At 74.3% G+C, this 25,249-nt stretch carries 25 protein-coding genes and 2 tRNA genes; 17 read left to right on the top strand and 10 right to left on the bottom strand.

The genetic code is table 11. The features are described 5' to 3' along the window. Positions 1-28 precede the first annotated feature (28 nt). From AC3ERT_RS18170 to rdgB, 5 genes are all read left to right on the top strand, one after another. Complete coding sequence (locus AC3ERT_RS18170; protein WP_335977778.1) at positions 29-781, top strand: MBL fold metallo-hydrolase; 753 nt, start codon at positions 29-31, stop codon at positions 779-781. Positions 782-939: 158 nt separating this feature from the next. Further along, positions 940-1,173 (top strand): PTS sugar transporter subunit IIB, encoded by a 234-nt coding sequence (locus tag AC3ERT_RS18165; RefSeq protein ID WP_335977779.1) that lies wholly within the window; start codon positions 940-942, stop codon positions 1,171-1,173. 117 nt (positions 1,174-1,290) lie between these two features. Continuing rightward, on the top strand, positions 1,291-2,019 hold the full coding sequence (rph, locus tag AC3ERT_RS18160) for a ribonuclease PH (RefSeq protein ID WP_335977781.1): 729 nt from the start codon (positions 1,291-1,293) through the stop codon (positions 2,017-2,019). Between the two features lie 109 nt (positions 2,020-2,128). Next, the gene (locus tag AC3ERT_RS18155; RefSeq protein ID WP_335977782.1) at positions 2,129-2,617 is read left to right on the top strand and encodes a hypothetical protein; all 489 of its coding nucleotides are present in this window, start codon (positions 2,129-2,131) and stop codon (positions 2,615-2,617) included. 23 nt (positions 2,618-2,640) lie between these two features. Continuing rightward, a complete protein-coding gene (rdgB, locus tag AC3ERT_RS18150; RefSeq protein ID WP_435175363.1) occupies positions 2,641-3,246 on the top strand; it encodes an RdgB/HAM1 family non-canonical purine NTP pyrophosphatase in 606 nt (201 codons plus the stop codon). 48 nt (positions 3,247-3,294) lie between these two features. Here rdgB and AC3ERT_RS18145 read toward each other — a convergent pair. From AC3ERT_RS18145 to bcp, 4 genes are all read right to left on the bottom strand, one after another. Further along, a tRNA-Leu gene (locus AC3ERT_RS18145) sits at positions 3,295-3,369 on the bottom strand. Between the two features lie 6 nt (positions 3,370-3,375). Then, complete coding sequence (locus tag AC3ERT_RS18140; protein ID WP_435175361.1) at positions 3,376-4,050, bottom strand: HNH endonuclease signature motif containing protein; 675 nt, start codon at positions 4,048-4,050, stop codon at positions 3,376-3,378. Next, the gene (locus AC3ERT_RS18135) at positions 4,047-4,661 is read right to left on the bottom strand and encodes an HNH endonuclease signature motif containing protein (RefSeq protein WP_435175359.1); all 615 of its coding nucleotides are present in this window, start codon (positions 4,659-4,661) and stop codon (positions 4,047-4,049) included. Before AC3ERT_RS18135 ends, AC3ERT_RS18140 begins: the two co-directional genes overlap by 4 nt. Positions 4,662-4,742: 81 nt before the next feature. Then, positions 4,743-5,210: a thioredoxin-dependent thiol peroxidase gene (gene bcp / locus AC3ERT_RS18130; protein ID WP_435175357.1), complete on the bottom strand. Its 468-nt coding sequence runs from the start codon at positions 5,208-5,210 to the stop codon at positions 4,743-4,745. Between the two features lie 99 nt (positions 5,211-5,309). Between bcp and AC3ERT_RS18125 the strand changes: the two genes are divergently transcribed. Continuing rightward, positions 5,310-5,636 carry a DUF3618 domain-containing protein gene (locus AC3ERT_RS18125; RefSeq protein WP_435131877.1) on the top strand — a complete coding sequence of 109 codons (327 nt, stop codon included), beginning with the start codon at positions 5,310-5,312 and terminating at the stop codon, positions 5,634-5,636. A 49-nt stretch (positions 5,637-5,685) separates the two neighbouring features. Next, complete coding sequence (locus AC3ERT_RS18120; RefSeq protein ID WP_202238557.1) at positions 5,686-5,985, top strand: GroES family chaperonin; 300 nt, start codon at positions 5,686-5,688, stop codon at positions 5,983-5,985. A gap of 55 nt (positions 5,986-6,040) precedes the next feature. Here AC3ERT_RS18120 and AC3ERT_RS18115 read toward each other — a convergent pair whose 3' ends face one another. Continuing rightward, positions 6,041-8,416, bottom strand: coding sequence for a transglycosylase domain-containing protein (locus AC3ERT_RS18115; protein ID WP_435131879.1), 2,376 nt, complete (start codon positions 8,414-8,416; stop codon positions 6,041-6,043). Positions 8,417-8,700: 284 nt separating this feature from the next. Between AC3ERT_RS18115 and AC3ERT_RS18110 the strand changes: the two genes are divergently transcribed. From AC3ERT_RS18110 to AC3ERT_RS18100, 3 genes are read left to right on the top strand one after another with little or no spacing between them, the layout of a single operon-like run. Continuing rightward, complete coding sequence (locus AC3ERT_RS18110; protein WP_335977792.1) at positions 8,701-9,504, top strand: ABC transporter permease; 804 nt, start codon at positions 8,701-8,703, stop codon at positions 9,502-9,504. Then, a complete protein-coding gene (locus AC3ERT_RS18105; RefSeq protein ID WP_435175355.1) occupies positions 9,497-10,432 on the top strand; it encodes an ABC transporter permease in 936 nt (311 codons plus the stop codon). The genes AC3ERT_RS18110 and AC3ERT_RS18105 overlap by 8 nt, the downstream gene beginning before the upstream one ends. 4 nt (positions 10,433-10,436) lie before the next feature. Beyond that, positions 10,437-11,501, top strand: a complete 1,065-nt coding sequence (locus AC3ERT_RS18100; protein ID WP_435175353.1) for an ABC transporter ATP-binding protein — start codon at positions 10,437-10,439, stop codon at positions 11,499-11,501. Between the two features lie 31 nt (positions 11,502-11,532). On the opposite strand, the gene AC3ERT_RS18095 is transcribed toward AC3ERT_RS18100, so the two are convergent. Continuing rightward, positions 11,533-12,663 carry an aminotransferase class V-fold PLP-dependent enzyme gene (locus AC3ERT_RS18095; protein ID WP_435131887.1) on the bottom strand — a complete coding sequence of 377 codons (1,131 nt, stop codon included), beginning with the start codon at positions 12,661-12,663 and terminating at the stop codon, positions 11,533-11,535. Between the two features lie 166 nt (positions 12,664-12,829). On the opposite strand from AC3ERT_RS18095, the gene AC3ERT_RS18090 reads away from it, so the two are divergent. Both AC3ERT_RS18090 and AC3ERT_RS18085 read left to right on the top strand, forming a co-directional pair. Then, positions 12,830-14,137, top strand: a complete 1,308-nt coding sequence (locus tag AC3ERT_RS18090; protein ID WP_435132009.1) for a DUF445 domain-containing protein — start codon at positions 12,830-12,832, stop codon at positions 14,135-14,137. Positions 14,138-14,250: 113 nt separating this feature from the next. After that, positions 14,251-15,105 (top strand): fumarylacetoacetate hydrolase family protein, encoded by an 855-nt coding sequence (locus AC3ERT_RS18085; RefSeq protein WP_335977797.1) that lies wholly within the window; start codon positions 14,251-14,253, stop codon positions 15,103-15,105. 61 nt (positions 15,106-15,166) lie between these two features. Here AC3ERT_RS18085 and AC3ERT_RS18080 read toward each other — a convergent pair whose 3' ends face one another. Then, on the bottom strand, positions 15,167-16,228 hold the full coding sequence (locus tag AC3ERT_RS18080) for a Gfo/Idh/MocA family protein (RefSeq protein WP_435175351.1): 1,062 nt from the start codon (positions 16,226-16,228) through the stop codon (positions 15,167-15,169). A gap of 113 nt (positions 16,229-16,341) precedes the next feature. On the opposite strand from AC3ERT_RS18080, the gene AC3ERT_RS18075 reads away from it, so the two are divergent. The 4 genes from AC3ERT_RS18075 to AC3ERT_RS18060 all read left to right on the top strand — a co-directional run bounded on the left by AC3ERT_RS18075 (position 16,342) and on the right by AC3ERT_RS18060 (position 21,657). Continuing rightward, positions 16,342-17,121 carry an HAD-IIA family hydrolase gene (locus tag AC3ERT_RS18075; protein WP_335977801.1) on the top strand — a complete coding sequence of 260 codons (780 nt, stop codon included), beginning with the start codon at positions 16,342-16,344 and terminating at the stop codon, positions 17,119-17,121. A gap of 143 nt (positions 17,122-17,264) precedes the next feature. Then, positions 17,265-17,942, top strand: a complete 678-nt coding sequence (locus AC3ERT_RS18070) for a hypothetical protein (RefSeq protein ID WP_335977803.1) — start codon at positions 17,265-17,267, stop codon at positions 17,940-17,942. A gap of 6 nt (positions 17,943-17,948) precedes the next feature. Next, complete coding sequence (locus AC3ERT_RS18065) at positions 17,949-18,650, top strand: class F sortase (protein ID WP_435175349.1); 702 nt, start codon at positions 17,949-17,951, stop codon at positions 18,648-18,650. Positions 18,651-18,738: 88 nt separating this feature from the next. Further along, positions 18,739-21,657 carry an FAD-binding and (Fe-S)-binding domain-containing protein gene (locus AC3ERT_RS18060; RefSeq protein ID WP_435175347.1) on the top strand — a complete coding sequence of 973 codons (2,919 nt, stop codon included), beginning with the start codon at positions 18,739-18,741 and terminating at the stop codon, positions 21,655-21,657. Between the two features lie 65 nt (positions 21,658-21,722). Here the strand turns inward: AC3ERT_RS18060 and AC3ERT_RS18055 are convergent, their stop codons facing one another. Then, complete coding sequence (locus AC3ERT_RS18055) at positions 21,723-22,946, bottom strand: PP2C family protein-serine/threonine phosphatase (RefSeq protein WP_335977809.1); 1,224 nt, start codon at positions 22,944-22,946, stop codon at positions 21,723-21,725. A 345-nt stretch (positions 22,947-23,291) separates the two neighbouring features. Between AC3ERT_RS18055 and AC3ERT_RS18050 the strand changes: the two genes are divergently transcribed. Continuing rightward, positions 23,292-24,140: a pentapeptide repeat-containing protein gene (locus AC3ERT_RS18050; RefSeq protein WP_435175344.1), complete on the top strand. Its 849-nt coding sequence runs from the start codon at positions 23,292-23,294 to the stop codon at positions 24,138-24,140. Positions 24,141-24,253: 113 nt separating this feature from the next. Here the strand turns inward: AC3ERT_RS18050 and AC3ERT_RS18045 are convergent. Further along, a tRNA-Lys gene (locus AC3ERT_RS18045) sits at positions 24,254-24,327 on the bottom strand. 46 nt (positions 24,328-24,373) lie between these two features. Further along, a complete protein-coding gene (locus AC3ERT_RS18040) occupies positions 24,374-25,132 on the bottom strand; it encodes an IclR family transcriptional regulator (protein WP_435132011.1) in 759 nt (252 codons plus the stop codon). Between the last annotated feature and the right edge of the window lie 117 nt (positions 25,133-25,249).

Raw genomic sequence — 25,249 nt, 5'->3', positions numbered from 1 at the left:
CGCCGCGCCCTCGGAGGTGGACCCCGCGATGAACCTCACCGTCGTCGGCTGCTCGGGCTCGTTCCCGTCCGCGGACTCGGCCTGTTCGAGCTACCTGCTCGAAGCGGACGGCTTCCGGCTGCTGCTCGACATGGGCAACGGGGCCCTGGGCGAACTCCAACGCCACTGCGGCCTGTACGACCTGGACGCGGTGCTCCTCAGCCACCTGCACGCCGACCACTGCATCGACATGTGCGGCTACTTCGTGGCCCGCTACTACCGGCACGAGGGCGGCCCGGTCTCGGCGATCCCCGTCTACGGCCCGGCCGGCACCGAGCGGCGGTTGAACATCGCCTACGGCGACGTGCCGGACGAGAAGTGCATGAGCGAGGTCTTCGACTTCCGCACCCTGGAGCCCGGCGCCTTCCGGCTCGGCCCGTTCCAGGTCACCACGGACGCGGTCAGCCACCCGGTGGAGGCGTACGGCTTCCGGATCGAGGCGGACGGCCGCAGCCTCGCCTACTCCGGCGACACCGGGCCCTGCGAGGCGCTCAGCGGCCTGGCCGAGGGCGCCGACCTGTTCCTGTGCGAGGCGTCCTTCACCCACGGCAAGGAGGACATCCCCGACCTGCACCTCAACGGGCTCCAGGCCGGGCAGATCGCCGAGAGCGCGGGCGCGGGGCGCCTGGTGCTCACCCACATCCCGCCGTGGACCAACCCGTCGGTCAACCTCCGTGACGCGCAGACCGCCTTCGGCGGGCCGGTCGAGCTGGCGAAGGCGGGCGCGGTCTACGAGATCTGACCGGCCCCCGGCCGTACGCCCGGCGCCGGTGCACCGTCCGTGACCGCCGGTGACGTCCCCCCAACAGTGGGTTAGTGTGACATATCGGAAACACACCGACCCGCCCGGCGGGCCCCGGCACGCCACAGCAGCCGGGGCCAGGACGACAGGAGACGCGGATGGCCACCAAGGCAGAGAAGATCGTCGCCGGGCTCGGCGGGATCGACAACATCGAAGAGGTCGAGGGCTGCGTCACCCGGCTGCGCACCGAGGTCGTCGACCCCGGCCGGGTCGACGAGGACGCCCTCAAGGCCGCCGGCGCCCACGGGGTGGTCAAAATGGGCACCGCGATCCAGGTCGTCATCGGCACCGACGCCGACCCGATCGCCGACGAGATCGACCAGATGATGTAGCCGCGCCGGCCACCTGGGCCGCCCGGGCCGCCCCGCCCGGCGCCCCCGGCCCCCGCTCCCAGGGGACGGCGGCAGACCGTGACTCCGGGTGGCCGTTCACCCGGATAGGCTCCACACATGTCACGATTCGACGGCCGCACCCCCGACCAGCTCCGCCCCGTCACCATCGAGCGGGGCTGGAGCAAACACGCCGAAGGGTCCGTCCTGGTCTCCTTCGGCGACACCCGAGTCCTCTGCACCGCCAGCGCCACCCAGGGCGTACCCCGCTGGCGCAAGGGCAGCGGCGAAGGCTGGGTCACCGCCGAGTACAGCATGCTGCCGCGCGCCACCAACACCCGCGGCGACCGCGAGTCCGTCCGCGGCAAGATCGGCGGCCGCACCCACGAGATCTCCCGCCTGATCGGCCGCTCGCTGCGCGCCGTCATCGACTACAAGGCGCTCGGCGAGAACACCGTCGTCCTCGACTGCGACGTCCTCCAGGCCGACGGCGGCACCCGCACCGCCGCGATCACCGGCGCCTACGTCGCCCTCGTCGACGCCGTCAGCTGGATGCAGGCCAACCACCTGGTCCGCCTCAAGGCCAAGCCGATCACCGGCAGCGTCGCCGCGGTCAGCGTCGGCATCGTCGACGGCGTCCCCGTCCTCGACCTCCCCTACGAGGAGGACGTCAAGGCCGAGACCGACATGAACGTCGTCTGCACCGGCGACGGCCGCTTCGTCGAGGTCCAGGGCACCGCCGAGGGCGCCCCCTTCGACCGGGCCGAACTCGACGCGCTGCTCGCACTGGCCACCGGCGGGTGCGCCGAGCTGACGAAGATCCAGCAGGCGGCTCTCGCCGAGGGCTGACCGCAGTTGATCGCCCGCCCCCGCGCGGGCGGCCCCGTGTACCGTGTGCCGCGTGTCAACCGACGTGCGGCACACGGCCGTACGCCCGCGACAGGGGAGGGGCCACCGCATGAACGTCCGCCGCCGCACCGCCGTCCGCACCGCCGTCCGCGCCACCGCCCGCACCGCCCCAGGCGCCGCACGCTCCACACCGGCCGCCCGCTTACCGGTCCCCGCCGCAGCCCTCCCGGCCGCCGTCCTGCTGCTCACCGCCTTCCTCACCACCGCCTGCCAGGGCGCCGCGGCCCGCGCACTGGACTGCGCCAAGACCGCCGCCGCCATCGCCGGCGACATCCAGGACCTCCAGAGCACCGCCACCAACGTCGGCCAGGTCTCCGACGCCGGCCGCCGCAAGGACACCGTCTCCGCGCTCGACAAGGTGCAGAAGGACCTCAACCGGCTCGGCAGCGGCCACGGCTCCGACGTCGGCCACGCCGCCTCCGACCTGTCCACCTCGGTCCGCCATGCCCGCACCACCGCCGCCGGCGGCCACGACCCCGACCTGCGCCCCGTCGCCTCGGCGGCCGGCCGGCTGACGGTGGTCTGCGCCAAGGGATAACGGCGCCAAGGGATAATCGCGGCATGACCACCCGCCTCGTCCTCGCCACCCGCAACGCCCACAAAGTCACCGAACTGCGGGCCATCCTCGCGGCGGCCGGCCTCGACCACGAACTCGTGGGCGCCGACGCCTATCCGGAGATCCCCGACGTCAAGGAGACCGGGGTCACCTTCGCGGAGAACGCGCTGCTCAAGGCGCGCGCCCTCGCCGACGCGACCGGACTGCCCGCGATCGCCGACGACTCGGGCCTGTGCGTGGACGTGCTGGGCGGCGCCCCCGGCATCTTCTCCGCCCGCTGGGCCGGCCGGCACGGCGACGACGCCGCCAACCTCGACCTGCTGCTCGCCCAGCTCAGCGACATCGAACACCCCCACCGCGCCGCCCACTTCACCTGCGCGGCCGCCCTGGCGCTGCCCGACGGCACCACCCGCGTCGTCGAGGGCCGGCTGCGCGGCACCCTCCGCCACGCCCCCGCGGGCACCGGCGGTTTCGGCTACGACCCCATCCTCCAGCCCGACGGCGAGGAGCGGACCTGCGCCGAGCTGACCGCCGAGGAGAAGAACGCCATCAGCCACCGCGGCCAGGCCTTCCGCGCCCTGACCCCCCTCCTCACCGACCTCCTCCCCTGAGCAGGCGGAAAAGCGCGGCACCCGTCAGCGGATGCCGCGCTCGAGCGGTGGGCCCGGTGGGACTCGAACCCACGACACACCGGACCTAAACCGGCGCCCTCTGGCCAGCTGGGGTACGGGCCCGCCGCGCTACCTTACTTCGTCCCGCGCAGCCCGCGCACGGCCGGACCGGCCGCCGAAACCGGCGGTCTGGCTGTGGCACGAAGGGCACAGGTAGCGCAGGTTCTCACGCCGGTCGTCCGACCGGTCTCCGCTGATGTGGTCGATCTCCAGGACCAGACGGCGCCCCTGCCATGCCTCTCCCGTGCCGCACGCGGCGCAGACCCGCGGCACACCGATCTCGTCCAGCGCGCGCCGGAGCAGCCCCGTCCGCGTGCGGCCCGCGCCCGCCTCCCGCCGGACGAGTATCCGCTCGGCGGGCTTGCGGGCCGGTGACACGGTGCCGAGGAAGTGCCGCTGCCCGGTGAAGTGCGAGGTGTCGAGGCCGTACGCCGCCAGGCTGCGCCGCACGCGTCGCCGGCCCGAGGTGTTGCCCGCGATGCCCAGGGCGCGCAGCACCCCGGCGACGCTGGTGGAGGCGGAGACCGCGGCCGTGAGCACCTCACGCCCGATCAGTTCCTGGCCGTAGGCGCGTACGTCGGTGAAGCGGGCGGTGCTGATGCCGTAGCGCGCCAGTCTGCGGAGCAGGTTGGCGCGGGAGACCGGGTCGGCCGGCAGACCGAGGCGGTCCTGGAGCTGCGCGAGGCTGGTGCAGTCCGCCGCGGTGCCCGCCAGCAGCTCGCGGTCGAGGCGCGGTCCGCTCATCGGCGCCGCCGCCCGCGGTAGGTGTCGGTGACCGCATGGCAGTTGGGGCAGAGGAAGCGCAGGTTCGCCAGGCGGTTGTCCCACCACTCCCCGCTGATGTGGTCGATCTCGAGGGTGAGCGGCTTCCCGTTCCACTCCGTGCCCGTGCCGCACATCGCGCATGCCTCGACCACACCGGACCGCACCATCCCGCTGCGCAGCCGCTGCCGGGGCACCCGGCCCCGCGCGGGGTCCCGCAGCCGCAGCGGGCTCTCCCGCCGCGTGCCGGAGTTGCCCCCGGTGGGCGGCCCGAAGTGCGAGGTGTCGATGCCCAGTGCGGCGACACGGCGGCTGATGTGCGCCTGGTTGCCCCCGACCGGGCTGATGCCCAGGCGGCGCACCACGCCCTTGACGCTCGTCGAGGCGGCCACCGCGGCGCGCAGCCTGGCTTCGGTGTGCCGGGTGCGCCCCGTGGCGAAGTGGCTGGTGTCGAAGCCCGCCTCCGCCATCTTCTGCCGCAGGTAGCGCCGGCTGCCCGGTGTCGGACGGCCGCCGCAGCGGCGGACCGCGTCGTCGATGTGCTCCTCGCGTGCCGCCGCCGCCAGCAGTTCACGTGTGTATCGCGCCGCCATGACGCCCCCGCGCTCGTTCGTGTGTTCGCTTCTTCGTACGGGTCAACGAGGCGGGGCAGCCGGGGTTACGTGGACGGAGGGTCAGATCTTGAGGTCGCGGAGGAGTTTGGCGACGTGGCCGGTGGCCTTGACGTTGTAGAAGGCGTGCTCGACCTTGCCGGCGGGGTCGATGACGAGGGTGGAGCGGATCACGCCGGTGACGGTCCTGCCGTACATGGTCTTCTCGCCGTAGGCGCCGTAGGAGGTGAGGACGGCGCGGTCGGGGTCGGCGAGGAGGGTGACCTTGAGGGACTCCTTGTCGCGGAACTTCGCGAGCTTCTCCGGCTTGTCCGGGGAGATCCCGATCACGTCGTAGCCGGCCTCGGTGAACACCTCGAGGTTGTCGGTGAAGTCGCACGCCTGCTTGGTGCAGCCGGGGGTCAGGGCGGCGGGGTAGAAGTAGACGACCACCCGGCGGCCGAGGTGGTCGGCGAGCGAGACCTGCTTGCCGTCGGCGTCCGGCAGGGTGAACGCGGGGGCGGTGTCGCCGGGGGCGAGACGGTCGGACATGGAGGCTCCTGGGGCAAACGGGGGTGCCGACGAGGCGCGGGCCGCGTCGTACTGACAGACTGTCCGAACGCTACCTAATCAGGCGATGGAGGCAGTGCGGTGTCGGAAGGTGCCAGGACGGCCGCTCAGATCGAGGCGGATATCGCCCGCAGACGGCAGGACCTCGCGGTGACGCTGGACGAGATCGCGGTCCGGGTCCACCCGGTGACGATCATGCGGGACACCAAGGCGAAGGCGGTCTCCGCGCTCGACCACACGGTGGGGCAGGCGTACGTCGCCGCGAACCGTGCGGTCAGCCGGGCGCGGGCGCAGTTCGTCGACGAGGACGGCGCGCCGCGCATGGAGCGGGTCGTGCCGGCCGCGGTGGCCGGGGCGGCGGTCGTGGTCGCGGTGGCCGGTCTCATCGTGCGGCGCCGTCGCCGGTAGGTTCGTCGGCGTGAGTTCGAAGAGTGCACACGACAAGCTGCCCATCCGGATGCTGCACGACCGCGTGCTGGTGCGGCAGGACAACGGTGAGGGCGAGCGCCGCAGCGGCGGCGGCATCCTGATCCCGGCGACCGCGGCCGTCGGGAAGCGGCTGGCCTGGGCGGAGGTCGTCGCGATCGGCCAGCACGTGCGGACCGTCGAGGTCGGCGACCGGGTGCTGTTCGACCCGGAGGACCGGGCGGAGGTGGAGGTGCAGGGCGTGGCGTACGTGCTGATGCGGGAGCGCGACCTACACGCCGTGGCCGCCGAGCGCCTCCAGGGCGACGACTCGACCGGCCTGTACCTGTAGCACGCCGGCACCAGCACCAGCACCAGCACCGGCACCCGCGCCGGGGGCGGCCGCCCTATCCGCCGCGGGTGCCGGTCAGGCTGTCGGTGCCGCCGGTCCGGCCGGTGCCGCTCTGGTCGCCGCCCTGCGGGGCGAGGGTGTCGGTCGGGTCGCCGCCGGTGGGCGGTTGGACCGGGTCGGTCGGGACCGTGCTCGTCGGCGGGGTGGTGGGCGGGACGGTGGTGCCGGTGGTGGGCGGGGTGGTGGTCGGCTGCTGGCTGGGCGGTGTGGTCGCGCCGGTGGACGGCGCGGTGGTGATGCCGCCGTCGTCGGGTGTGGTGGGCTGGTCGCTCTGCGGGGCGACGGTCTGGCTGCCCTGCTGCATGTCGAGGTCGAAGTCGCTGACCTGCTGCCCCTTGAGCGCGGTGGCGGTGTAGTCGGCCCAGAGCGCGCCGGGTGGGCCGCCGCCGTTGATGCGGGCGGTGTTCATGGAGCCGTTGAGCTTCTCCTGGGCGCCGTTGGCGGGGTTCATGCCGAACAGGGCGACCACGGTGGCGAGTTTCGGCGTGTAGCCGGCGAACCAGGCGGCCTTGTCGTTCTCCGCGGTGCCGGTCTTCGCGGCGGACGGCCAGCCGGAGGCCTGTGCGGCCGCGGCGGTGCCGCCGGGGGTGTCGACGACGCTCTGGAGCATCGCGGTGGTGGTGTCGGCGGCGCTGCGCGGCACCGCCTGCACCGGCTTGCGGTCCGGCAGCCCGAGGGTGTCGCCGTCCTTGGTGATCTTCGCCACGATCGAGTAGGGGATCTCCACGCCGTGGTTGGCGAGGGTGGCGTACGCCTGGGCCATGTCCAGCGGGCTGGCGCTGTTGGGGTCGGACTGGCTGCTGCCGAAGGCGCCCAGTGCCATGGCCGGGGTCTGCGGGATGTCCACGGCGTCGGGAATGCCGAGGTCGTGGGCGGTCGCGATGACCTTCTTGGTGCCGACGTCCTGGGCCATCTGCGCGAAGACGGAGTTGACGGACTTGTCCATGGCCCGGGTGACGGTGATGTTGCCGTAGTCGGTGCCGTCCTCGTTGTCCGGGTGGTAGCCGACCGGGCCGTTCGGGCCCTGGACCTGGCGGCCGCTGGTGCCGTTGTAGATCGTGGTGGGGGTGATGGTCCGCCCGTCCTGGGTGGTGGAGTCGTTCTGCAGCGCCGAGGTGAAGATCACCGGCTTGAAGGTGGAGCCGGGCTGGTAGGTCCGGTTGGTGGCGCTGCTGACGTACTGCTTGGTGTAGTCGATGCCGCCGTAGAGCGCGACGACGTCGCCGGTGGCGGGGTCGATGGAGACGCCGCCGGCCCGGACGTACTTGTCCTGCTTGGCGTGGCCGAGCTGGTCGTAGACGTCCTTCTGGGCCGCCTTGACGAAGGCGTCCTCCTTGGGCTTCTGGATGGTGGTGACGATGCGGTAGCCGCCCCGGGACAGCGCGGAGGCGTCCACGATGTGGTTGTCGGTCAGGTACTGGTTGACCGCCTCGATGATGTAGCCGCGCTGGCCGGCCTTGCTCGCGACGGGCTTGGGTTTGCCGATCGTCGGGAACTTGGTGGCGGCGCGCTGGGCGGGGGTGAGCCAGTGCTCCTTGACCATGCCGTCCAGGACGTAGTTCCAGCGGGCCTTGGCGGCGGGCGCGTTCTCGGGGTGCGCGGACAGGTCGTACTCGCTGGGCGCGTTGAGCAGCGTGGCGAGGTAGGCGCCCTGGGCGGTGGTGAGGTCGGAGGCGTTCTCGCTGAAGTACGCCTGGGCGGCGGCCTCGATGCCGTACGCGTTGCGGCCGTAGTAGCTGGTGTTGAGGTAGCCCTGGAGGATCTGGTCCTTCGACTCGTTCTGGTCCAGCTTGATCGCGATGAAGAACTCCTTGACCTTGCGCGAGGCGGTCTGGCTCTGCGTGAGGTAGTAGTTCTTGACGTACTGCTGGGTGATCGTCGAGCCGGACTGCTTGCCCTTGCCGGTGGCGGTGTTCCAGGCGGCGCGCAGCATGGACTTCGGGCTGACCGCGGACTCGTGGTAGAACTTGCGGTCCTCCGCGGCCAGGGTGGCGTAGCGGGCGGTCCTGGCGATCTGGTCGAGCTGGACGTTCTGCCGGTTGACCGCGCCGTCGCGGGAGATCTCGGTCTTGCCGTCGGAGTAGAGGTAGACGTTGCTCTGGGCGGTGGCGGCGGCGTTGGCGTCGGGGATGGACACGAGCGCGTAGCCGACGAAGAACGCGCCGACCAGGAGCAGCAGCAGGGTGAGGGTGCCGCCGAGCGCCATCCGCCAGGTCGGCAGCAGCCGGCGCAGGCCGGTGCGGCGCGGCCGGCCGGAGGCGGCCGGGCGGGGCGCCCAGCCCTCCTGGCGCAGGCCCGCCGCCTGGTGTGCGTCCGGGCTCGCGTTCGAGTCCGCGCCCCGGTCCGTACTCCGGTTCGGATCGTCACTCATGTCTGTAAGGACTCCTCGGCCGCCGCCAGGGTTGGCCTGGGGCGGTACATCATGGACCAACCGTTACGTACGCGTCCGTACACCCACGTAGTCCTCCGACTCCCACACTGTCGCATCATCTGTGCGGTGCTGATCGGCATCGCACTTCCGTGACAGGGCTGTGACGAGCCCTACGGGGTGGCTCGATCACCCGTTCGGCCCAGGAAAACCGTTGGCAGCAGCGGGGTGTGCGGGGCTAGAGTCGGCGGTTTGTGTGTCGGGCCACGTGAGGGGGTTCACAGCCGATGGGCGGTTTCTACGGGGCGGTGGTCACGCGGGGCTTCCGCCGCTACGCCACCTACCGGGTCGCCACCGCCGCCGGGGTCTTCACCAACTGCGTCTTCGGTCTGATCATCAGCTACAGCTATCTCGCGCTGTGGGACCAGCGCCCGCACCTGGGCGGCTACGACCGGGCGCAGGCGCTGACGTACGTGTGGCTGGGGCAGGCGCTGCTGACGCCGATGGCGCTGATGGGCGGCGGGTGCGAGGACGAGCTGATGGAGCGGATCAGGTCGGGGGACATCGCGGTGGACCTGTACCGGCCGGCTGATCTCCAGGGCTGGTGGCTGGCGACGGACCTGGGGCGGATGGGTTTCCAGCTGCTGGGGCGCGGGGTGCTGCCGGTGCTGTGCGGCGCGCTCGTCTTCGACGTGGCGCTGCCGTCGGCGCCGTCGACCTGGCTGCTGTTCGCGGTGTCGGTGGTGCTGGCCGGGCTGGTCAGCTTCGCGCTGCGCTTCATGGTGGGCCTCAGCGCGTTCTTCCTGCTGGACGGCGCCGGGGTGAGCCAGGCGCTGATGCTGACCGGGTTGTTCTTCTCGGGGATGCTGCTGCCGCTGACGGTCTTCCCGGGCGCGCTGGGCGAGTTGGCGCGGGCCCTGCCGTGGGCGTCGATGCTCCAGGTGCCGGCGGACGTGCTGCTCGGGCGGCACAGCGGCGCCGGGGCGCTGCTGGCGCTGTGCGGCCAGGCCGGCTGGGCGGTGGCGCTGCTGGGCCTGGGGCGGCTGCTCCAGTCGGCGGCGACGCGCAGGGTGGTGGTCCAGGGTGGCTGAGGCCGAAGCCGGGACACGTACGGGCGGTGCGCGGGTGCCGCGGCCGGCCGGGGCGTACGACCGGTCCGGTCCGTGGGGCGATGACGGCGGCGGGCGCCGCGGCCCGTACCGCCTGGCGGTGCGGGCCCGGGAGGCGGTGCGCGCCTACGGCCTGATCGTGGGGATGTGGGTGCGCTCCACCATGGCCTACCGCACGTCCTTCGTGCTGACCACGCTCGGCAATTTCACCGCGACGCTGCTGGACTTCGTCACGGTCGTGCTGATGTTCGGGCACGTCCACCGGCTGGGCGGCTTCACGCTGCCGGAGGTGGCGTTCCTGTACGGGGCGTGCAGCACCTCCTTCGGCATCGCCGACCTGGTGATGGGTTCCATGGACCGGCTGGGCCGCCGGGTGCGCGACGGCACCTTGGACACGCTGCTGCTGCGCCCGGTGCCGGTGCTGGCGCAGGTCGCCGCGGACCGCTTCGCGCTGCGCCGGATCGGCCGGATCACGCAGGGCGCGGTGGTGCTGGGCTGGGCGCTGTGGCGGGTGGACGTGCACTGGACGGCGGTGAACGTACTCATGGTGCCGCTGATGCTGGTGTCGGGCGGGGTGATCTTCAGCGCGGTGTACGTGGTCGGCGGCGCGTTCCAGTTCTGGGCGCAGGACGCCTCGGAGGTGCAGAACTCGGTGACCTACGGCGGCAACACGATGCTCCAGTACCCGCCGGGGATCTTCGCCCGCGACCTGGTGCGGGGGGTCACCTTCGTGGTGCCGCTCGCCTTCGTCAACTGGCTGCCCGTGCTGCACGTGCTGGGCCGGCCGGACCCGCTCGGCCTGCCCGGGTGGCTGGACTTCGCCTCCCCGGCCGTCGCCGCGGTCTGCTGCGTGCTCGCGGCCGCGGCCTGGCGGCGGGGTCTTCGTACCTACCGCAGCACAGGGAGCTGAGACGGTGAGCGACATCGACCGGCCGGCCGGGCAGGACCCGCGCCCGTCCACGGATACGGCCGCGGGTACGGGCAGGGCCACGGCCCCGGGTACGGCCGCGGCTACGGCCCCGGCCGACCCGGTCATCGAACTCGACGGCGTGGAGAAGGTCTTCGACGTACGCCGCAAGGCCGGGTGGCTGCGGCGCGAGCGGCACCAGGTGCGGGCCGTGGACGGGATCAGCTTCAGCGTGCCGCGCGGCGAGATCGTCGGCTACATCGGGCCGAACGGCGCGGGCAAGTCCACCACGATCAAGATGCTCACCGGCATCCTCAACCCCAGCGCGGGCCGGGTGCGGGTGGACGGCATCGAGCCGGCCCGCGACCGCACCCGGCTGGCCCGGCGGATCGGCGTGGTCTTCGGGCAGCGCACCACCTTGTGGTGGGACCTGCCGCTGCGCGACTCCTACGAGCTGGTCCGGCGGATGTACCGGATTCCGGCCGCCTCCTACGCCCGCAACCTCGGCGCCTGTGTGGAACTCCTCGACCTCGGGCCGCTGCTGGACGTGCCGGTGCGGCAGCTCTCGCTCGGCCAGCGGATGCGCGGGGACATCGCGGCGGCGCTGCTGCACGACCCGGAGGTGCTCTACCTCGACGAGCCGACGATCGGGCTGGACGTGGTGAGCAAGAGCCGGGTGCGGGACTTCCTGCGGGACTTCAACGCCGAGCGGGGCACCACGATCCTGCTCACCACGCACGACCTCACCGACATCGAGAGCCTGTGCCGCCGGGTCATGGTCATCGACCACGGGAAGGTCATGTACGACGGCGACCTCACCGGGCTGCACGCGGTGGGGGAGAGCGAGCGGACGCTGGTCGCGGACTTCGCCCGGGAGCTTCCCCCGGTTCAGCTGCCGGGGGCGCGGCTGGTGGCGGTGGACGGGCCGCGGCAGTCCTTCGCCTTCCCCGCGCACGCCTCGGCGGCGCCCCTGGTCGCGGAACTGGCCGCGCACCACCCGCTGGTGGACCTCTCCCTGCGCGAGCCCGACATCGAGGACGTCATCGCGCGGATGTACGCCGGGCGCGGCTGACCCCGTTCCGGCAGGCGGGCGGCCCGCACCGTCACAGGGACGCGAGGGCCGCCCGCACGCGGGAGATCGCCGCGGGCGTGGTGGAGGCGTGGGCGGACAGCCGGAGCGAGTCGGTGCGGGTGGTGGGGGTGACCCCGTGCGCGTGCAGGGCGGCTGCGACGTCGGCGGCGGGGGTGCCGGGCATGCGGAAGGAGACGATGCCGGCGCGTTCGGCGGGCGCGTCGGGGGACAGCAGCAGCCCGCCCGCGCCGCGTACGGCGTCGATCAGCTCGCCGGTCCGGGTGCGGATGTGCGCCTCGATCGCCGGTACGCCGACGGCCTCGACCAGGGCGAGGGCGGCCTCCAGCCCGGCGGCGGCGACGGGGCTGAGGTTGGTGACGCTCCAGCGCTGGGCGCCGTCGGCCGGCGGGTGTTCCTCGTCGTCGAAGAGCCCGGCGTCGCGGACGCCGGTCCAGCCGGTGAGGGTGGGTTCGAGCCGCTCGAGGGCGCGGTCGGAGAGGGTGGCGAACCCGGTCGACCAGCTGGCCCGCAGCCATTTCTGCCCGCCCGCGACGACGACGTCGGCGGCCTGCCAGGGCAGGTCGGCCGCGCCGAAGCCCTGGATGGCGTCCACGACGAGCAGCCGGTCCGGCCCGATCACCTCGCGCAGCGCCGCGAGGTCCGCGCGGTGGCCGGTCCTGAAGTCCACCGCGCTGACCGACAGCGCGACCACGTCGCCGGTCAGGGCCGCGCGCACCGCGTCGGGGGTGACCCGGCCGTCCGGGCCGGCGGCCAGCCAGCGCGGCACGGCCCGGCCGAGCCCGGCCGACCGCCGCCACGGGTAGTGGTTCGCCGGGAAGTCCCCGGCGGGCACCAGCACCGCGCCGCCGGGCAGCCCGAACGCGGCGTGGAACATCCCGGTGGAGGCGTTCGGCAGCAGCACCGTGTGCGCCGGGTCGGTGCCGGCCAGCCGCGCCGCGGCCTGCTGGGCGCGCTGCTCGGCCCGCATGAGGTCGTTCACGGTGTGCTGGTCCGCACGGGCGGAACGGGCCAGCGCGTCGGAGGTGGCGGCGAGCACCTGGCGGGACGGCGGCCCGTACCGTGCGAAGTCGAGGTAGCCCTCGGGCTCCTCGAAGTGCTCGGCGTACCCGGGCAGCCCTCCGCCGGTGTGCTGCGGTGTCATCGCGGTGTTCTCCTGGGGTCTGCTGGGGTCTGCTGGGGTGTGCGGGCCGCTGCCGGGGCCCTCCTCGCAACCTCCCGCGGCGCGCGGGGAGGCGCCGGGAACCTGTCGTACGTTGCCGGAGTGTTCCCGGAGTGGCAGTGGCGGTGACAATACGCGGGTGGAGCCGATGGAGGCGGGGCGAGTGGACGGCACGCGCGGCGCGGGCGGTACCGACGGTACGGGAGCCGACCCGGACGAGGCACGGCGGGCGGGCGTACGCCGGATGAAGCTGATCGCGACCGGCTTCCTGCTGGCCGCGACGGTGGTGTACGCGCTGGCGAAGGCGGCCGGGGCGCACGGCGCGGGCAGCTGGGCGGGATACGTCTCGGCGGCCGCCGAGGCGGGCATGGTCGGCGCCCTCGCGGACTGGTTCGCGGTCACCGCGCTCTTCCGCCGCCCGCTGGGCCTGCCGATCCCGCACACCGCGATCATCCCGACGAAGAAGGACGCGCTGGGCGCGAGCCTCGGCGAGTTCGTCGGGGAGAACTTCCTGTCCGCCGACGTCGTACGGGCCCGGCTGCGGGCGGTCGGGATCGGGTCGCGGCTGGGCGGCTGGCTGGCGGAGCCGGCCAACGCGGACAAGGTCACCGAGCAGGCGTCGGCCGCGCTGCGCGGCGCGCTGCGGGTGCTGCGCGACTCCGACGTGCAGGCGGTCGTCGGCGAGGCGATCACCCGGCGGGCCGACGCGCAGGAGATCGGGCCGGGGCTGGGCAGGCTGCTGGAGCGGGTGGTGGCCGACGGCGGCCACAAGCGGCTGGTGGACCTGGTGTGTGTACGCGCCCACGACTGGCTGGTGCAGCACGGCGACTCCGTGATGGTGGCCGTGCAGGGCGGGGCGCCCGGGTGGACGCCCCGGTTCGTGGACCGCAGGATCGGTGAGCGCGTCTACAAGGAGCTGCTGCGGTTCGTCACGGAGATGCGGGACGCCCCGGGGCACCCCGCGCGCGGCGCGGTCGACCGCTTCCTCGGGGACTTCGCGGCCGAGCTCCAGTCCGACCCCGACACCCGGGCCCGGGTGGAGCGGCTGAAGAAGGAGCTGCTGGCGCGCAGCGAGGTGCAGGACCTCATCGCCAGTGCGTGGGGTTCGGTACGGACGATGGTGGTGGCCGCCGCGGACGACGAGCGCAGCGAGCTGCGGCAGCGCGCCCGGGTCTCGCTCCTCGGGCTCGGCGCGCGCCTGGCGGGCGACGCCCGGCTCCAGGCGAAGGTGGACTCCTGGCTGGAGGACGCCGCCACCTACCTCGTCACCACCTACCGGGACGAGATCACCTCGCTCATCAGCGAGACCGTCGCCGGCTGGGACGCGGAGCAGACCTCCCGCAAGATCGAGGCCCACGTCGGCCGCGACCTCCAGTTCATCCGGATCAACGGCACGGTCGTCGGCGCCCTGGCCGGACTGGTCATCTACGCCGTCTCCCGTGCTGTCGGGGGCTGACCGGAACAGCCCGGGACGGCACGGCGCCCCGTGGCGGGGGCTTGTTGACGGCCGGGCCGGCCGCGGGGAGGATGCGAGGAGACATCGGATGACCTGAGGGGTGGAGTGCACCTGTGAAGCTGTTGCGCGTCGGACCTGCCGGAGCGGAGCGCCCGGCCGTGCTGGACCCGGAGGGCACCCCGAGGGACATCGGGGCGGTCGTCCCGGAGATCGACGGGTCGCTGCTCGCGGACCCGGCGGCGCTCGCGCGGGTGGCCGCGGAACTCGCCGCGGGGACGCTGCCCGCGCTGGACCCCGCGCAGCGGGTGGGCCCGCCGCTGGCCGGCATCGGCAAGATCGTCTGCATCGGCCTGAACTACCACGACCACGCCGCCGAGACCGGTGCCGAGCCGCCCGCCGAGCCGGTGGTGTTCATGAAGGCGCCGGACACCGTGGTCGGCCCGGACGACACCGTGCTGGTGCCGCGCGGCAGCGAGAAGACCGACTGGGAGGTGGAGTTGGCGGTCGTCATCGGCCGCGAACTGCGGTACGCCGCCTCGCACGAGGAGGCGATGGCGGCCGTCGCGGGCTACGCGGTGGCGCACGACGTGTCCGAGCGGGCGTTCCAGATCGAGCGCGGCGGGCAGTGGGACAAGGGCAAGAACTGCGAGACGTTCAACCCGCTCGGCCCGTGGCTGGTCACCGCGGACGAGGTGCCCGACCCGCAGGCCCTGCCGCTGAAGCTGTGGGTGAACGGCGAGCTGAAGCAGGACGGCTCGACCGCCCACCAGATCTTCCCGGTGGCCGAAGTGGTGCGCTACCTCAGCCAGTTCATGACCCTCTACCCGGGCGACGTGATCAACACCGGCACCCCCGCGGGCGTGGCCATGGGGCAGCCCGAGCCCAAGCCGTACCTCAGGGCCGGGGACGTGGTGGAGCTCGCCATCGACGGACTCGGCCGCCAGCGCCAGGAGTTCAAGGACGCGTGAGCGTCAGTGCGGGCCTTGGGCCCCGGGCCTGGGTGGGGCCCGGGGCCTGGGCGGGGGCCGGTCACAGCCGTACGCTCTGCCCGCTCGCCGCGGAGCGGTGGGCCGCCTCGATGACGTCCAGGGCCGCGGCGGCCTCGTACGCGGTGACCGGGGCGGCCCCGCCGGTGCGCAGCGCGGTCGCCACGGCCGCGTAGAAGGCGGGGTAGTCGCCCGGGAGGGTCGGCACCGGTGCCGCGTCGTCGTCCGTGCCGGCGGTGCCCCAGGCGGCCGGCGGCACCTCGCCCCAGGGGGAGCCGTCGCCCGGGCGGCGGCCCGCCCGCAGGTCGGCCTCCTGCGGGTCCAGCCCGTGCACGACGTACCCGCCGGTGTCGCCGAGCAGGCGGAAGCGCGGGCCGAGCCGGGGGGTGAGCGCGCTCATCCACAGGTGGGAGCGGACCCCGGAGGTGTGGGTGAGCGCGATGAAGGCGTCGTCGTCGGTGCTCGCGCCCGGCCGCAGCGCGGCGGCCTCGGCGTACACCTGCGCGGCCGGACCGAACAGGACGAGCGCCTGATCGACGAGATGCGCGCCCAGATCGTAGAGCAGACCTCCGATGTCTGCCGGGTCGCCGGACTCCCGCCAGCCGCCCTTGAGCCGGGGCCGCCACCGTTCGAACCGGGACTCGAAGCGGTGGATGTCGCCGAGCGCGCCGCGCGCCACCAGGTCGCGCACGGTGCGGAAGTCGCCGTCCCAGCGGCGGTTCTGGAAGACGCCGAGCAGCAGCCCGCGGTCGTCGGCGAGCGCGGCGAGGGTGCGCGCCTGCGCGGCGGTCGCGGCGATCGGCTTGTCCACGATGACCGGCAGCCCGGCGGTCAACGCCTCGGTGGCCAGCGGCACATGGGTGCGGTTGGGGGAGGCGAGGACCACTAGGTCCAGTTCCCCGGCCCGCGTCCACAGCTCGTCCGCGCGGTCGGCGAAGCGCACGCCCGGGTGCTCGGCGCCCGCCCGGGCCCGGCGGTCCGGGTCGGCGGTGACGATCGTGTCCAGGGCCAGGCCCGGGGTCGCGGCGATCAGCGGCGCGTGGAAGAACGAGCCGGCGGGGCCGTATCCGACCAGGCCGACGCGCAGGGGCGGTGGAGTGCTCATACCCGCCACTGTCGCACCCGCCGGCTGCCGGCCGACGCCGGCAGGCACACCGCCCCGGCTACTCTTGGTACATCTCAGGCGGTCAGGTGGCACCCCCAGGACAGGAGCAACCCGTGTCGACACGCAAGCCGATCGAGTCGTGGCTCACCGACATGGACGGGGTGCTGATCCACGAAGGCACGCCGATCCCCGGCGCGGACGCGTTCCTGAAGAAGCTCCGGGAGTCGGGCAAGCCGTTCCTGGTGCTGACGAACAACTCCATCTACACCCCGCGCGACCTGCACGCGCGGCTGACCCGGATGGGCCTGGACGTGCCGGTGGGCAACATCTGGACCTCGGCGCTGGCCACCGCGAAGTTCCTGGACGACCAGCGGCCGGGCGGCACCGCGTACGTCATCGGCGAGGCCGGCCTGACCACGGCGCTGCACGACGTCGGGTACGTCCTGACCGACCACGACCCGGACTACGTGGTGCTCGGCGAGACCCGCACCTACAGCTTCGAGGCGCTGACGAAGGCGATCCGGCTGATCAACGGCGGCGCCCGCTTCATCTGCACCAACCCCGACCAGACCGGCCCCTCGCCGGAGGGCGTGCTGCCGGCCGCCGGCTCGGTGGCGGCGCTGATCACCCGGGCGACCGGCAAGGACCCCTACTTCGTGGGCAAGCCGAACCCCCTGATGATGCGGGCCGGGCTCAATGTCATCGGCGCGCACTCCGAGACCAGCGCGATGATCGGCGACCGGATGGACACCGACGTGCTGGCCGGGCTGGAGTCCGGCATGACCACGTACCTGGTGCTCACCGGCCTGACCACGGTGCCGGACATCGACCGCTACCCCTTCCGCCCGTCCCGGGTGGTCGACTCGATCGCGGACCTCGTCGGCGAGATCTGACCCGCCGGGCCTTTACGCTCCGTATGCCGACAATCACCCTGATGGACCACTGAGCCGCCGCCCGGAGTGCGGGCGGCGGCGGGCGGCGGAATCTTCGTAAGCACCGGGCGCGGGTCCCCGCTCCCGGCTGAGCGGAGGTCCTCATGTTTGGTCTGAAACTGCCCGCCGTCGCTGCCGCCGGCGCCGTCGCCGTGCTGGCCGTGGGCGGGGTCTCCGGACTGCCGAAGCCGGCCGCGGCCGACGACGGCGGGGGAGGGTCGGGCAGCTCCTCGTCGAGCAGTTCGTCCAGCTCGTCGAGTTCGTCGAGTTCGTCGAGCAGCTCGTCGTCCGGCATAGGCGGGATGGACGTCTCGCCGCGCACGGTCGCGCCGGGCGGCGTGGTCTCCCTGCACCTCGCGACCTCCTGCAAGGCCGGGAAGAGCGCGACCGCCAGCGCCGACGTGTTCGTGGACACCGTGACCCTGTCCCCGTCCGGGAGCGGCGGCGGCATGGACGGCGACGCGTTCATCAAGTCCACCGCCGTCCAGGGCTCGTACGCGATCGCGGTGCGCTGCCAGGACGGCACCAGCTCGGCGAGCGCGTCCATCACGGTGCGCGGCAGCAGCACCACCACCCCGGTCAACCCGATCCGCCCGGTGCCGGCCGGCGGCGGTGGCGCCGCCCGGCAGCTCGCCGCGCGCGACACCGGCGCCGAGCAGCTGGCCGCCGGCCCGGCCGCGGCCGGCGGCAGCACCGGGCCGCTGCTGGTCACCGGGGGCGTCGCGGCAGCCGGGCTGGCCGGGCTGGCGCTGTACCGCCGCCGCGGCACGAACCGCGGCTGACCGGGCATGGCGGCAGGGCAGGAGACCGCGGCCGACACCCGGGCCAAGGCCGACGGCAGGACGTGGACGGCCCTCGCGGTCGGCCTGCTCCTGCTCGCGGCCTGGCTCACCGGCCACGGCTCCGGCGGCCGTACCGCGCCCGGCGGGGCCGGCGGCGCCGGCGGGGTCTCGGCCGCGGCGGCGGGCGACCACCCACCGCACCTGTACGCGGCGCACGCGCCGCTGCCCGCGTCCGACCCGGTCCGGATCGACATCGACTCGATCGGGCTGCACGCCGGCCTGGTCGGGCGCGGGCTGACCGACGGCACGATCGACCCGCCGCCGTACTCGACGCCGAAGGTCGCCGGCTGGTACACCGGCGGCCCGACCCCCGGGGCGGCCGGCGCGGCGCTGATCGTCGGGCACGTGGACACCGAGACCGGCCCGGCGGTGTTCTTCCCGCTGAGCACGGTCGAGCCGGGCGCGCTGGTCGCGGTGACCCGGGCGGACCACTCGGTCGCGGACTTCTCCGTCGAGGCGGTGGAGGTGGTCCCCAAGGACCACTTCGACGCGACCCGGGTCTACGGCGCCGACGCGGCGAACCGCCCGGAGCTGCGGCTGATCACCTGCGGCGGCGACTTCGACAGCGCCCGGCAGGCGTACTCGGCGAACGTGGTGGTGTACGCCTCCCTGACCGGCTCGCGCGCGGCGTCCGGCAGCGGGGCTTAGGGTGCGCACAGGTGCAAGGGTGCCCAGGAACGGTGCGACCGGAACGGTGTGCGAAGCGGTGTGACGATCCCCTGACCCGGAGGAACGGATGCCCAAGCGTGACCCGCAGCGGGACAGGTGGCGGCCCGCCCCCGCCACGGCCGTGCGCCCGGCGCCGGACCGGGTCGAGGAGGCCCGCGCGGGCGGCACCCCGCCCGGCCTGCGCGCCGACCTCGAAGCGCTGCTCGGCCCGGGCAAGGTGCTCGGCGGTGCCCCCGACCTGGTGCGCTACGCCACCGACGCGAGCCCGTACCGGTTCGTCCCGCAGACGGTGGTGGTCCCCGACAGCGTGCAGGACGTCGTCAAGCTGCTGGGGTACGCCCGCGCGCAGCGCCGCAACCTGGTCTTCCGGGCGGCCGGCACCAGCCTGAACGGGCAGGCCCAGGGCGAGGACATCCTCGTGGACGTGCGGCGCCACTTCGCCGGTGTCGAGGTCGAGGCCGGCGGCACCCGGGCGCGGGTGCTGCCCGGGACGGTGCTGGCCCGGGCGAACGCCGCGCTCGCCCGGCACCGCCGGGTGCTGGGGCCCGACCCGGCGAGCGCGGCCGCCGCCACGGTCGGCGGGGTGCTGGCGACCAACGCCGCCGGGGCGGCCGCCGGCAGCGCCCGCGACTCCTACCGCACCGTCGTCTCGCTCACCGCGGTGCTGGCCTCCGGCACCGTCGTGGACACCGCCGACCCCGACGCCGACGCGGCGCTGGCCGCCGCGGAACCCGAGCTGTACCAGGGCCTGCTGGACCTGAAGGACGAGATCGAGGGCGACCCGGCACTGACCGCCCGCATCCGCGCCAAGCACGCCGTCCGCAACACCGGCGGCTACCGGCTGGACGCCTTCCTCGACGCCGAGACCCCGGTGCAGATCCTGCGCGGGCTGATGATCGGCTCGCAGGGCACCCTCGGGTTCGTCGCCGAGGCGGTCTACGCCACGCTCCCGGCCCGGCCCGCCGCCACCGCCGGGCTGCTGTTCTTCCCCACGCTGGACGCCGCCGCGGGCGCGGCCGCGCCCTTCGCGCAGGCCGGCGCGGCGGCGGTGGAGCTGATGGACGGCCAGGTGCTGGCCGCGGCCGCCGGCCTGCCCGGCGCCCCCGGCGACTGGCACCGGCTGCCCGCCGACTGCGCCGCGCTGCTGGTGGAGTTCCGGGCCGCGGACGACACCGAACTGGCCGCCTACGAACGGGCCGCCCGCCGGGTCCGCGACGACCTCGGGCTGGTCGCGCCGGTGGCCTCCGCGGACAACTCCTTCAGCCGCGACCCGGCGGCGGTCTCCCGGCTGTGGCGGCTGCACCGGGCCGCCGCGGCCGCGGTCGGCGGCGCCCGGCCGCCCGGCACCACCCTGGTCACCGTGGACTTCGCGGTGCCGCCGCACCGGCTCGCCGAGGCGTGCGCGGAACTGCGGGCGCTCCAGCGGCGGCACGGCTTCGAAGGGGCCGTGGCCGGCCACGCCGCCCACGGCACCCTGCGCTTCCCGCTCGCCCTCGACGCCGCGGAGCCGGCCGACGTCGAGCGCTACGCCGCCTTCACCGACGACTTCTGCCGCACCGTCACCGAGCGGTTCGACGGCTCACTGGCGGCCGGCCACGGCACCGGGCGCACCCTCGCGCCGTTCCTGGAACGGGAGTGGGGGCCGCGCGCCACCGCCCTGATGTGGCGGGTCAAGGCGCTGCTCGACCCCGTCGGCGTGCTCGCCCCGCGGGTCGTGCTCGACCAGGACCCGCGCGGCCACCTGCGCGGCCTGAAGACCCTCCCGGTCACCGGGGAGGCCGCCGACGCCTGCACCGAGTGCGGCCTGTGCGAACCGGTCTGCCCCAGCCGGGAGGCGACCACCACCCCGCGGCAGCGGATCGCGCTGCGCCGCGAGATGTTCCGGCAGCCGCCCGGCTCACCGGTGCTCCGGGCCCTCCTGGACGCCTACGGCCACGACGCCGTGGACTCCTGCGCCGGCGACACGCTGTGCGCGACCGCCTGCCCGGCCGGCATCGACACCGGCGCCCTCATGCGGGACCTGCGGCGGGTCCGGCACACCCGCGCCGAGCAGCGCGCCGCCACCGCGCTCGCCACCCACTGGCAGACCGCCGCCCGCGCGGTGCGGGCCGGGATGAGCGCGGCCGGCGCCGTACGCGGCAGCGGGCGGGTGCAGGCGCGGCCCGGCCTCGCACCGCGCCTGCCGCGCACCGAACGGCAGGGCGCCGCCGCGGTCTACCTGCCGTCCTGCGCCAACCGGATCTTCGGCCCGCCGAGCGGCGGCCCGAGCGGCGGCCCGGGCGGCTGGGTGGTGCACGCGCTGGTCGCCCTGGCCGAACGGGCCGGGCAGCCGCTGTGGATTCCGCCCGGTGTCACCCGCACCTGCTGCGGCGCCGGCTGGCACGCCGGCGGCTACGACGAGGGGCACGCGGTCATGGCGAACCGGGTGGTGGAGCACGCCTGGGCGTGGACCGGCGGCGGGCGGCTGCCGCTGGTCGTGGATGCCCAGTCCTGCGCGCTCGGGCTCACCCGGGACCTCGCCCCCCACCTCACCGCCGCCAACCGCGCGCTGCACGTCGAGCTGACGATCATGGACGCGGTGGCCTGGACGGCGGCGCAGCTGCTGCCGAAGCTCACCGTCAGCAGGCCGCTGGACTCTGCGGTGCTCCACCCCACCTGCGCGGCCGCCCACCTCGGCGCGGACCCGACCGGCGCGGACCTGCTCGGTGCGAGCGCCCTGGAGACCGTCGCCCGCGCCTGCGCCCGCGAGGTCGTCGTCCCCGACGACGCCGGCTGCTGCGGCGCCGCGCCCGACCACCGGCTCCGCCGCCGCCCGCACGGCCCCCTCACCGCGGCCGCCACCCGCCCCGAGGCGGAGGAGGTCGCCGCCCGCCCCTTCACCGCGCACCTCTCGGCCGACCGCAGCTGCGAGCTGGCCCTCGAAGACGCCACCGGGGAGCCTTACGCCTCCGTCCTCACCGCACTGGAACGCGCCACCCGCCCCTGAATCCCGCCCCCGGCGCACGGGCCGGGCGCACGGGCCCGGGCCATGGCGGCCTGTGGAGCGGGGGCTCAGAACAGGGGCGGGTCCGGGGGGTGGGTGGGGAGGGGGCGGGGGATGGGGGCCAGCAGGAGAAGGACCACGTCGTCGGAGAGGGAGCCGCCGGCGTGGGCCAGGAGGTCGGCGTAGACGCGTTCGACGGCGCCGTCCAGGTCGTGGCCGCAGCCGGCGACGAGGGGGCCGACCCGCTCGGAGAGCGGGTAGAAGGTGTTGTCGCGGGGGCTGCGCGCCTCGATGACACCGTCCGTGCACAGGACCAGGATGTCGCCGGGCAGCAGCGGCACCCGCCAGGGCACCGGCCCCCGGGTGACGGGCGGGGCGACGTCGGCGGCCGCGGGCGCGGACTCGGGCACCGCCACCGGCAGCGACCCGGGGCCCGGCGCCGGATCGCCCGAGCCGGCACCGACCATCCCGGCCAGCCCCAGCGGCACCCACGGGTCGACCGGCTCCAGGGTCTCCACCTTGCCGTCACGGGAGACCCGCAGCGGCGCCACATGGCCGTAGTGCAGCAGCTCCACGCTGTCCGGCCGGTCGAACTGGGCGAAGAGCGCCGTGATGAAGTCGCCGGTGTCCACGTGCCGCGCCACACTCGTGTCGACCCGCGCGGCGACCGTGTCGAGCCCGCCCTCGTCGTACGCGGCCTCGCGGAACGCGCCGAGCACCACCGCCGAGGTCTGCACGGCGGCCAGCCCCTTGCCGCGGACGTCGCCGATCATCGCCCGCACACCGTGCGGGGTGTCGAGCACGGCGTACAGGTCCCCGCCGATCTGCGCGGCGTCGGCGGCGGAGACGTACCGCACCGCGAGCCGGATCGTGCCGACGCGCGGCGCGGGCGGCCGCATCAGGGCGTGCTGGGCCGCCTCGGCGACGGACGTGATCGCGCTGAACGCCTTCGCCCCGGTCTCCCGCCGCCACGCGATGTACACGCTGAAGAGGCTGACCAGGCAGTAGGAGATGAGCTGGCCGACCAGGACGTCGTGGTTGCGGATGTGGGTGATGCCGTCGTAGGGCGACAGCGCGGCCTGGATGGTGGCGCCGAGCACGCAGATGAACAGGGTCCGCTTCCACGTCACGGTGATGGCGGCGAGCGGGGGCGCCACGATGATGCCGGGGGTCAGGTAGTGGTCCCGGCCCGCGGACACGTCGATCAGCGTGACCAGAGCCAGCGCGAGGAGCGGCAGCGACATGCCCATGCGGGAGAGGTAGTCGGTCTCCAGCCGCTGCACGGCTCGCATCCAGGCGTTCTTCACGTGGAGTACCTGTCTGGCCTTCCCGGTCGCCTCGGCCGCGTGCCTCCCGCGCCACGCACCCGGCCGGCCGCGGCCGGCACACCGTGGCCAGGAACGCTGCGCACACATCCAACGTTCCCCAGCTTCACGCACGCGTGCAACCCGATGGCGGGCGCTGTCCCCGCGCGCCCGACCCGGCAGACCTCCCGGCGGCCCGGTTTCCGCGGTTTCCGCGTCCCCCCGGAGAACCCCGCCCGGGCTCGCGGCGGGGGCCGCCCGCCGCGTAGGGCACCATGGACGCGGGCGGGGCGTCGGTCCGGCCGGGGAGACGGACCTTGCGAAGGGGCGCGCGTGACCACGACGGAGGACGCCCCGGCGGCCCGGCCGGGCGGGGAGCCGCCCCTGCTGCGCGCGGACTGCGCGAACTGCTTCGGCCTGTGCTGCGTGGCCCTGGCCTTCACCCGCTCCGCGGACTTCGCCGACGACAAGGACGCCGGCGATCCGTGCCGCAACCTCGCCGCCGACCACCGCTGCGGTATCCACGCCGGGCTGCGCGACGCCGGCTACCGCGGCTGCACGGTCTACGACTGCTTCGGTGCGGGCCAGCACCTCTCGCAGGTGACCTTCGGCGGCCGGGACTGGCGCGGCGCGCGGGACGGCGGCCGGGCGATGTTCGCCGCGCTGCCGCGGATGCGCCAGCTGCACGAACTGCTCGCCTACCTCACCGAGGTACGCGCCCGCCCGGCCGCCGCCGCGCTCCACCCGGCCGCGGACCGCGAGCTCGCCCGGGTCCGCGCGCTGACCGCCCTCGCCCCGGACGCCCTGGCCGGCCTCGACCTCGACGCCGAGCGCGCCGCGGTCAACCCGCTGCTGCTGCGGGCGAGCGAGCTGGTGCGGGCCGCCGTCCCGGGCGGGCGGCGCCGGCCCGGCCGCCGCGGCGCGGACCTGCTCGGCGCCCGGCTGCGCGGCGCGGACCTGCGGGGCACCGACTTCCGCGGCGCCTGCCTGATCGCGGCCGACCTGCGCGGCGCCGACCTGCGGCTGGCCGACCTGATCGGCGCTGACCTGCGGGACGCGGACCTGCGCGGCGCCGACCTGACCGGCGCCCTCTTCCTCACCCGGTCCCAGGTGAGCGCGGCGCGCGGCGACGCCCGCACCCGGATCGCCGCGGACCTGGGCCGCCCCGCGCACTGGTCCTGACCCGCGTCCGGGACCGATCCGCGCGCCGGTCCCGATCCGCCCGGGCCACGCGGAAAGGGTCCGGGCCCTGACCGTCGAAACCGACCGGTCAGGGCCCGAACCCTTACGTCATGTGCGCCGCCAGGGACTCGAACCCCGGACCCGCTGATTAAGAGTCAGCTGCTCTAACCAACTGAGCTAGCGGCGCCTGCTGACGTGGAAAACCATACCGCATGGCCGCCGTGCGGCGAAAATCAGATGCTCATGCTCAGCAGCACCGGAGCGGCCCGTTCGTGCAGGGTGTCCACGGCCGGCCGCAGCCGGTGCGCCTGGGCGTACGGCATGGACAGCGCCAGGCACGCGACGGTGCTGCCGATGGTGACCGGGATCGCCGCGCAGACGGTGCCGACCGCGTACTCCTGGAGGTCGAGCGTGGGGATGCTGGCCGGCTGCCGCTCCAGCTTGGTCAGCAGCACCCGGTCGTCGATCACGGTGCGGGAGGTGAGCCGGGCCGGGCGGTGCCGGGACAGGTGCTCGCGGCGGCCGTTGTGGTCGAGCTGCGCCAGCAGGCACTTGCCGACCGCGCTGGCGTGGGCGGCGGAGCGGAAGTCCACCCACTCGTTGACCTTCGGCGCGTTCGGGCCGTCGGCGAAGTCGATGATCCGCACCTCGCCGTCGTCGTACCGGCTGAAGTAGACGGCGGCGCCGACCTCGTCCCGCAGCTCGGTCAGGATCACCCGGAGCTTCTCGGCGAGCGCGGCATCGCGCTTGGCGGCGCCGAGCAGCACCAGCGACTCTCCGATGACGTAGCCGCCGCCGGGTACGAATCCGAGGTAGCGTTCCCTGCGCAGCATGGCGAGCAACTGGTTGAGGTAGCTCAGCGGCACGCCGATGTCGCGGGCGAGCTGCTCGGCGGTGATGCCGCTGCTGTGCGTGGTGACGGATTCGAGCACGCGCAGCGCGTACTGGACCGCTTGCACCCCCGGCCCGACCTGTCGGTGTTCCAGCGCCACGGTGACCCCCTGCAAGGTAAGACCGTCTGCGTGTGTGGTCCGACCGCTGGTCGTGGGTCAGTATCAGGGCTGACCCGCGGCGGGACCGGAACTCCACGATAGCGCCAATGCCCTTTC

Source organism: Actinacidiphila sp. bgisy145 (assembly GCF_057708125.1).
The sequence above is the reverse complement of the archived record's forward strand: the minus strand, read 5'-3'. Positions and strand labels throughout refer to the sequence as shown.

Coding starts and splice junctions, on each gene's coding strand:
- AC3ERT_RS18170 (WP_335977778.1), top strand. CDS start 29: ATGAACCTCACCGTCGTCGGCTGCTCGGGCTCGTTCCCGTCCGCGGAC.
- AC3ERT_RS18140 (WP_435175361.1), bottom strand. CDS start 4,050: ATGAGCGGACCGCGCCTCGACCGCGAGCTGCTGGCGGGCACCGCGGCG.
- AC3ERT_RS18060 (WP_435175347.1), top strand. CDS start 18,739: ATGCCCAAGCGTGACCCGCAGCGGGACAGGTGGCGGCCCGCCCCCGCC.
- AC3ERT_RS18135 (WP_435175359.1), bottom strand. CDS start 4,661: ATGGCGGCGCGATACACACGTGAACTGCTGGCGGCGGCGGCACGCGAG.
- AC3ERT_RS18090 (WP_435132009.1), top strand. CDS start 12,830: ATGGAGGCGGGGCGAGTGGACGGCACGCGCGGCGCGGGCGGTACCGAC.
- AC3ERT_RS18165 (WP_335977779.1), top strand. CDS start 940: ATGGCCACCAAGGCAGAGAAGATCGTCGCCGGGCTCGGCGGGATCGAC.
- AC3ERT_RS18055 (WP_335977809.1), bottom strand. CDS start 22,946: ATGCGAGCCGTGCAGCGGCTGGAGACCGACTACCTCTCCCGCATGGGC.
- AC3ERT_RS18070 (WP_335977803.1), top strand. CDS start 17,265: ATGTTTGGTCTGAAACTGCCCGCCGTCGCTGCCGCCGGCGCCGTCGCC.
- rph (WP_335977781.1), top strand. CDS start 1,291: ATGTCACGATTCGACGGCCGCACCCCCGACCAGCTCCGCCCCGTCACC.
- AC3ERT_RS18120 (WP_202238557.1), top strand. CDS start 5,686: ATGCTGCACGACCGCGTGCTGGTGCGGCAGGACAACGGTGAGGGCGAG.
- AC3ERT_RS18155 (WP_335977782.1), top strand. CDS start 2,129: ATGAACGTCCGCCGCCGCACCGCCGTCCGCACCGCCGTCCGCGCCACC.
- bcp (WP_435175357.1), bottom strand. CDS start 5,210: ATGTCCGACCGTCTCGCCCCCGGCGACACCGCCCCCGCGTTCACCCTG.
- AC3ERT_RS18065 (WP_435175349.1), top strand. CDS start 17,949: ATGGCGGCAGGGCAGGAGACCGCGGCCGACACCCGGGCCAAGGCCGAC.
- AC3ERT_RS18095 (WP_435131887.1), bottom strand. CDS start 12,663: ATGACACCGCAGCACACCGGCGGAGGGCTGCCCGGGTACGCCGAGCAC.
- rdgB (WP_435175363.1), top strand. CDS start 2,641: ATGACCACCCGCCTCGTCCTCGCCACCCGCAACGCCCACAAAGTCACC.
- AC3ERT_RS18115 (WP_435131879.1), bottom strand. CDS start 8,416: ATGAGTGACGATCCGAACCGGAGTACGGACCGGGGCGCGGACTCGAAC.
- AC3ERT_RS18110 (WP_335977792.1), top strand. CDS start 8,701: ATGGGCGGTTTCTACGGGGCGGTGGTCACGCGGGGCTTCCGCCGCTAC.
- AC3ERT_RS18080 (WP_435175351.1), bottom strand. CDS start 16,228: ATGAGCACTCCACCGCCCCTGCGCGTCGGCCTGGTCGGATACGGCCCC.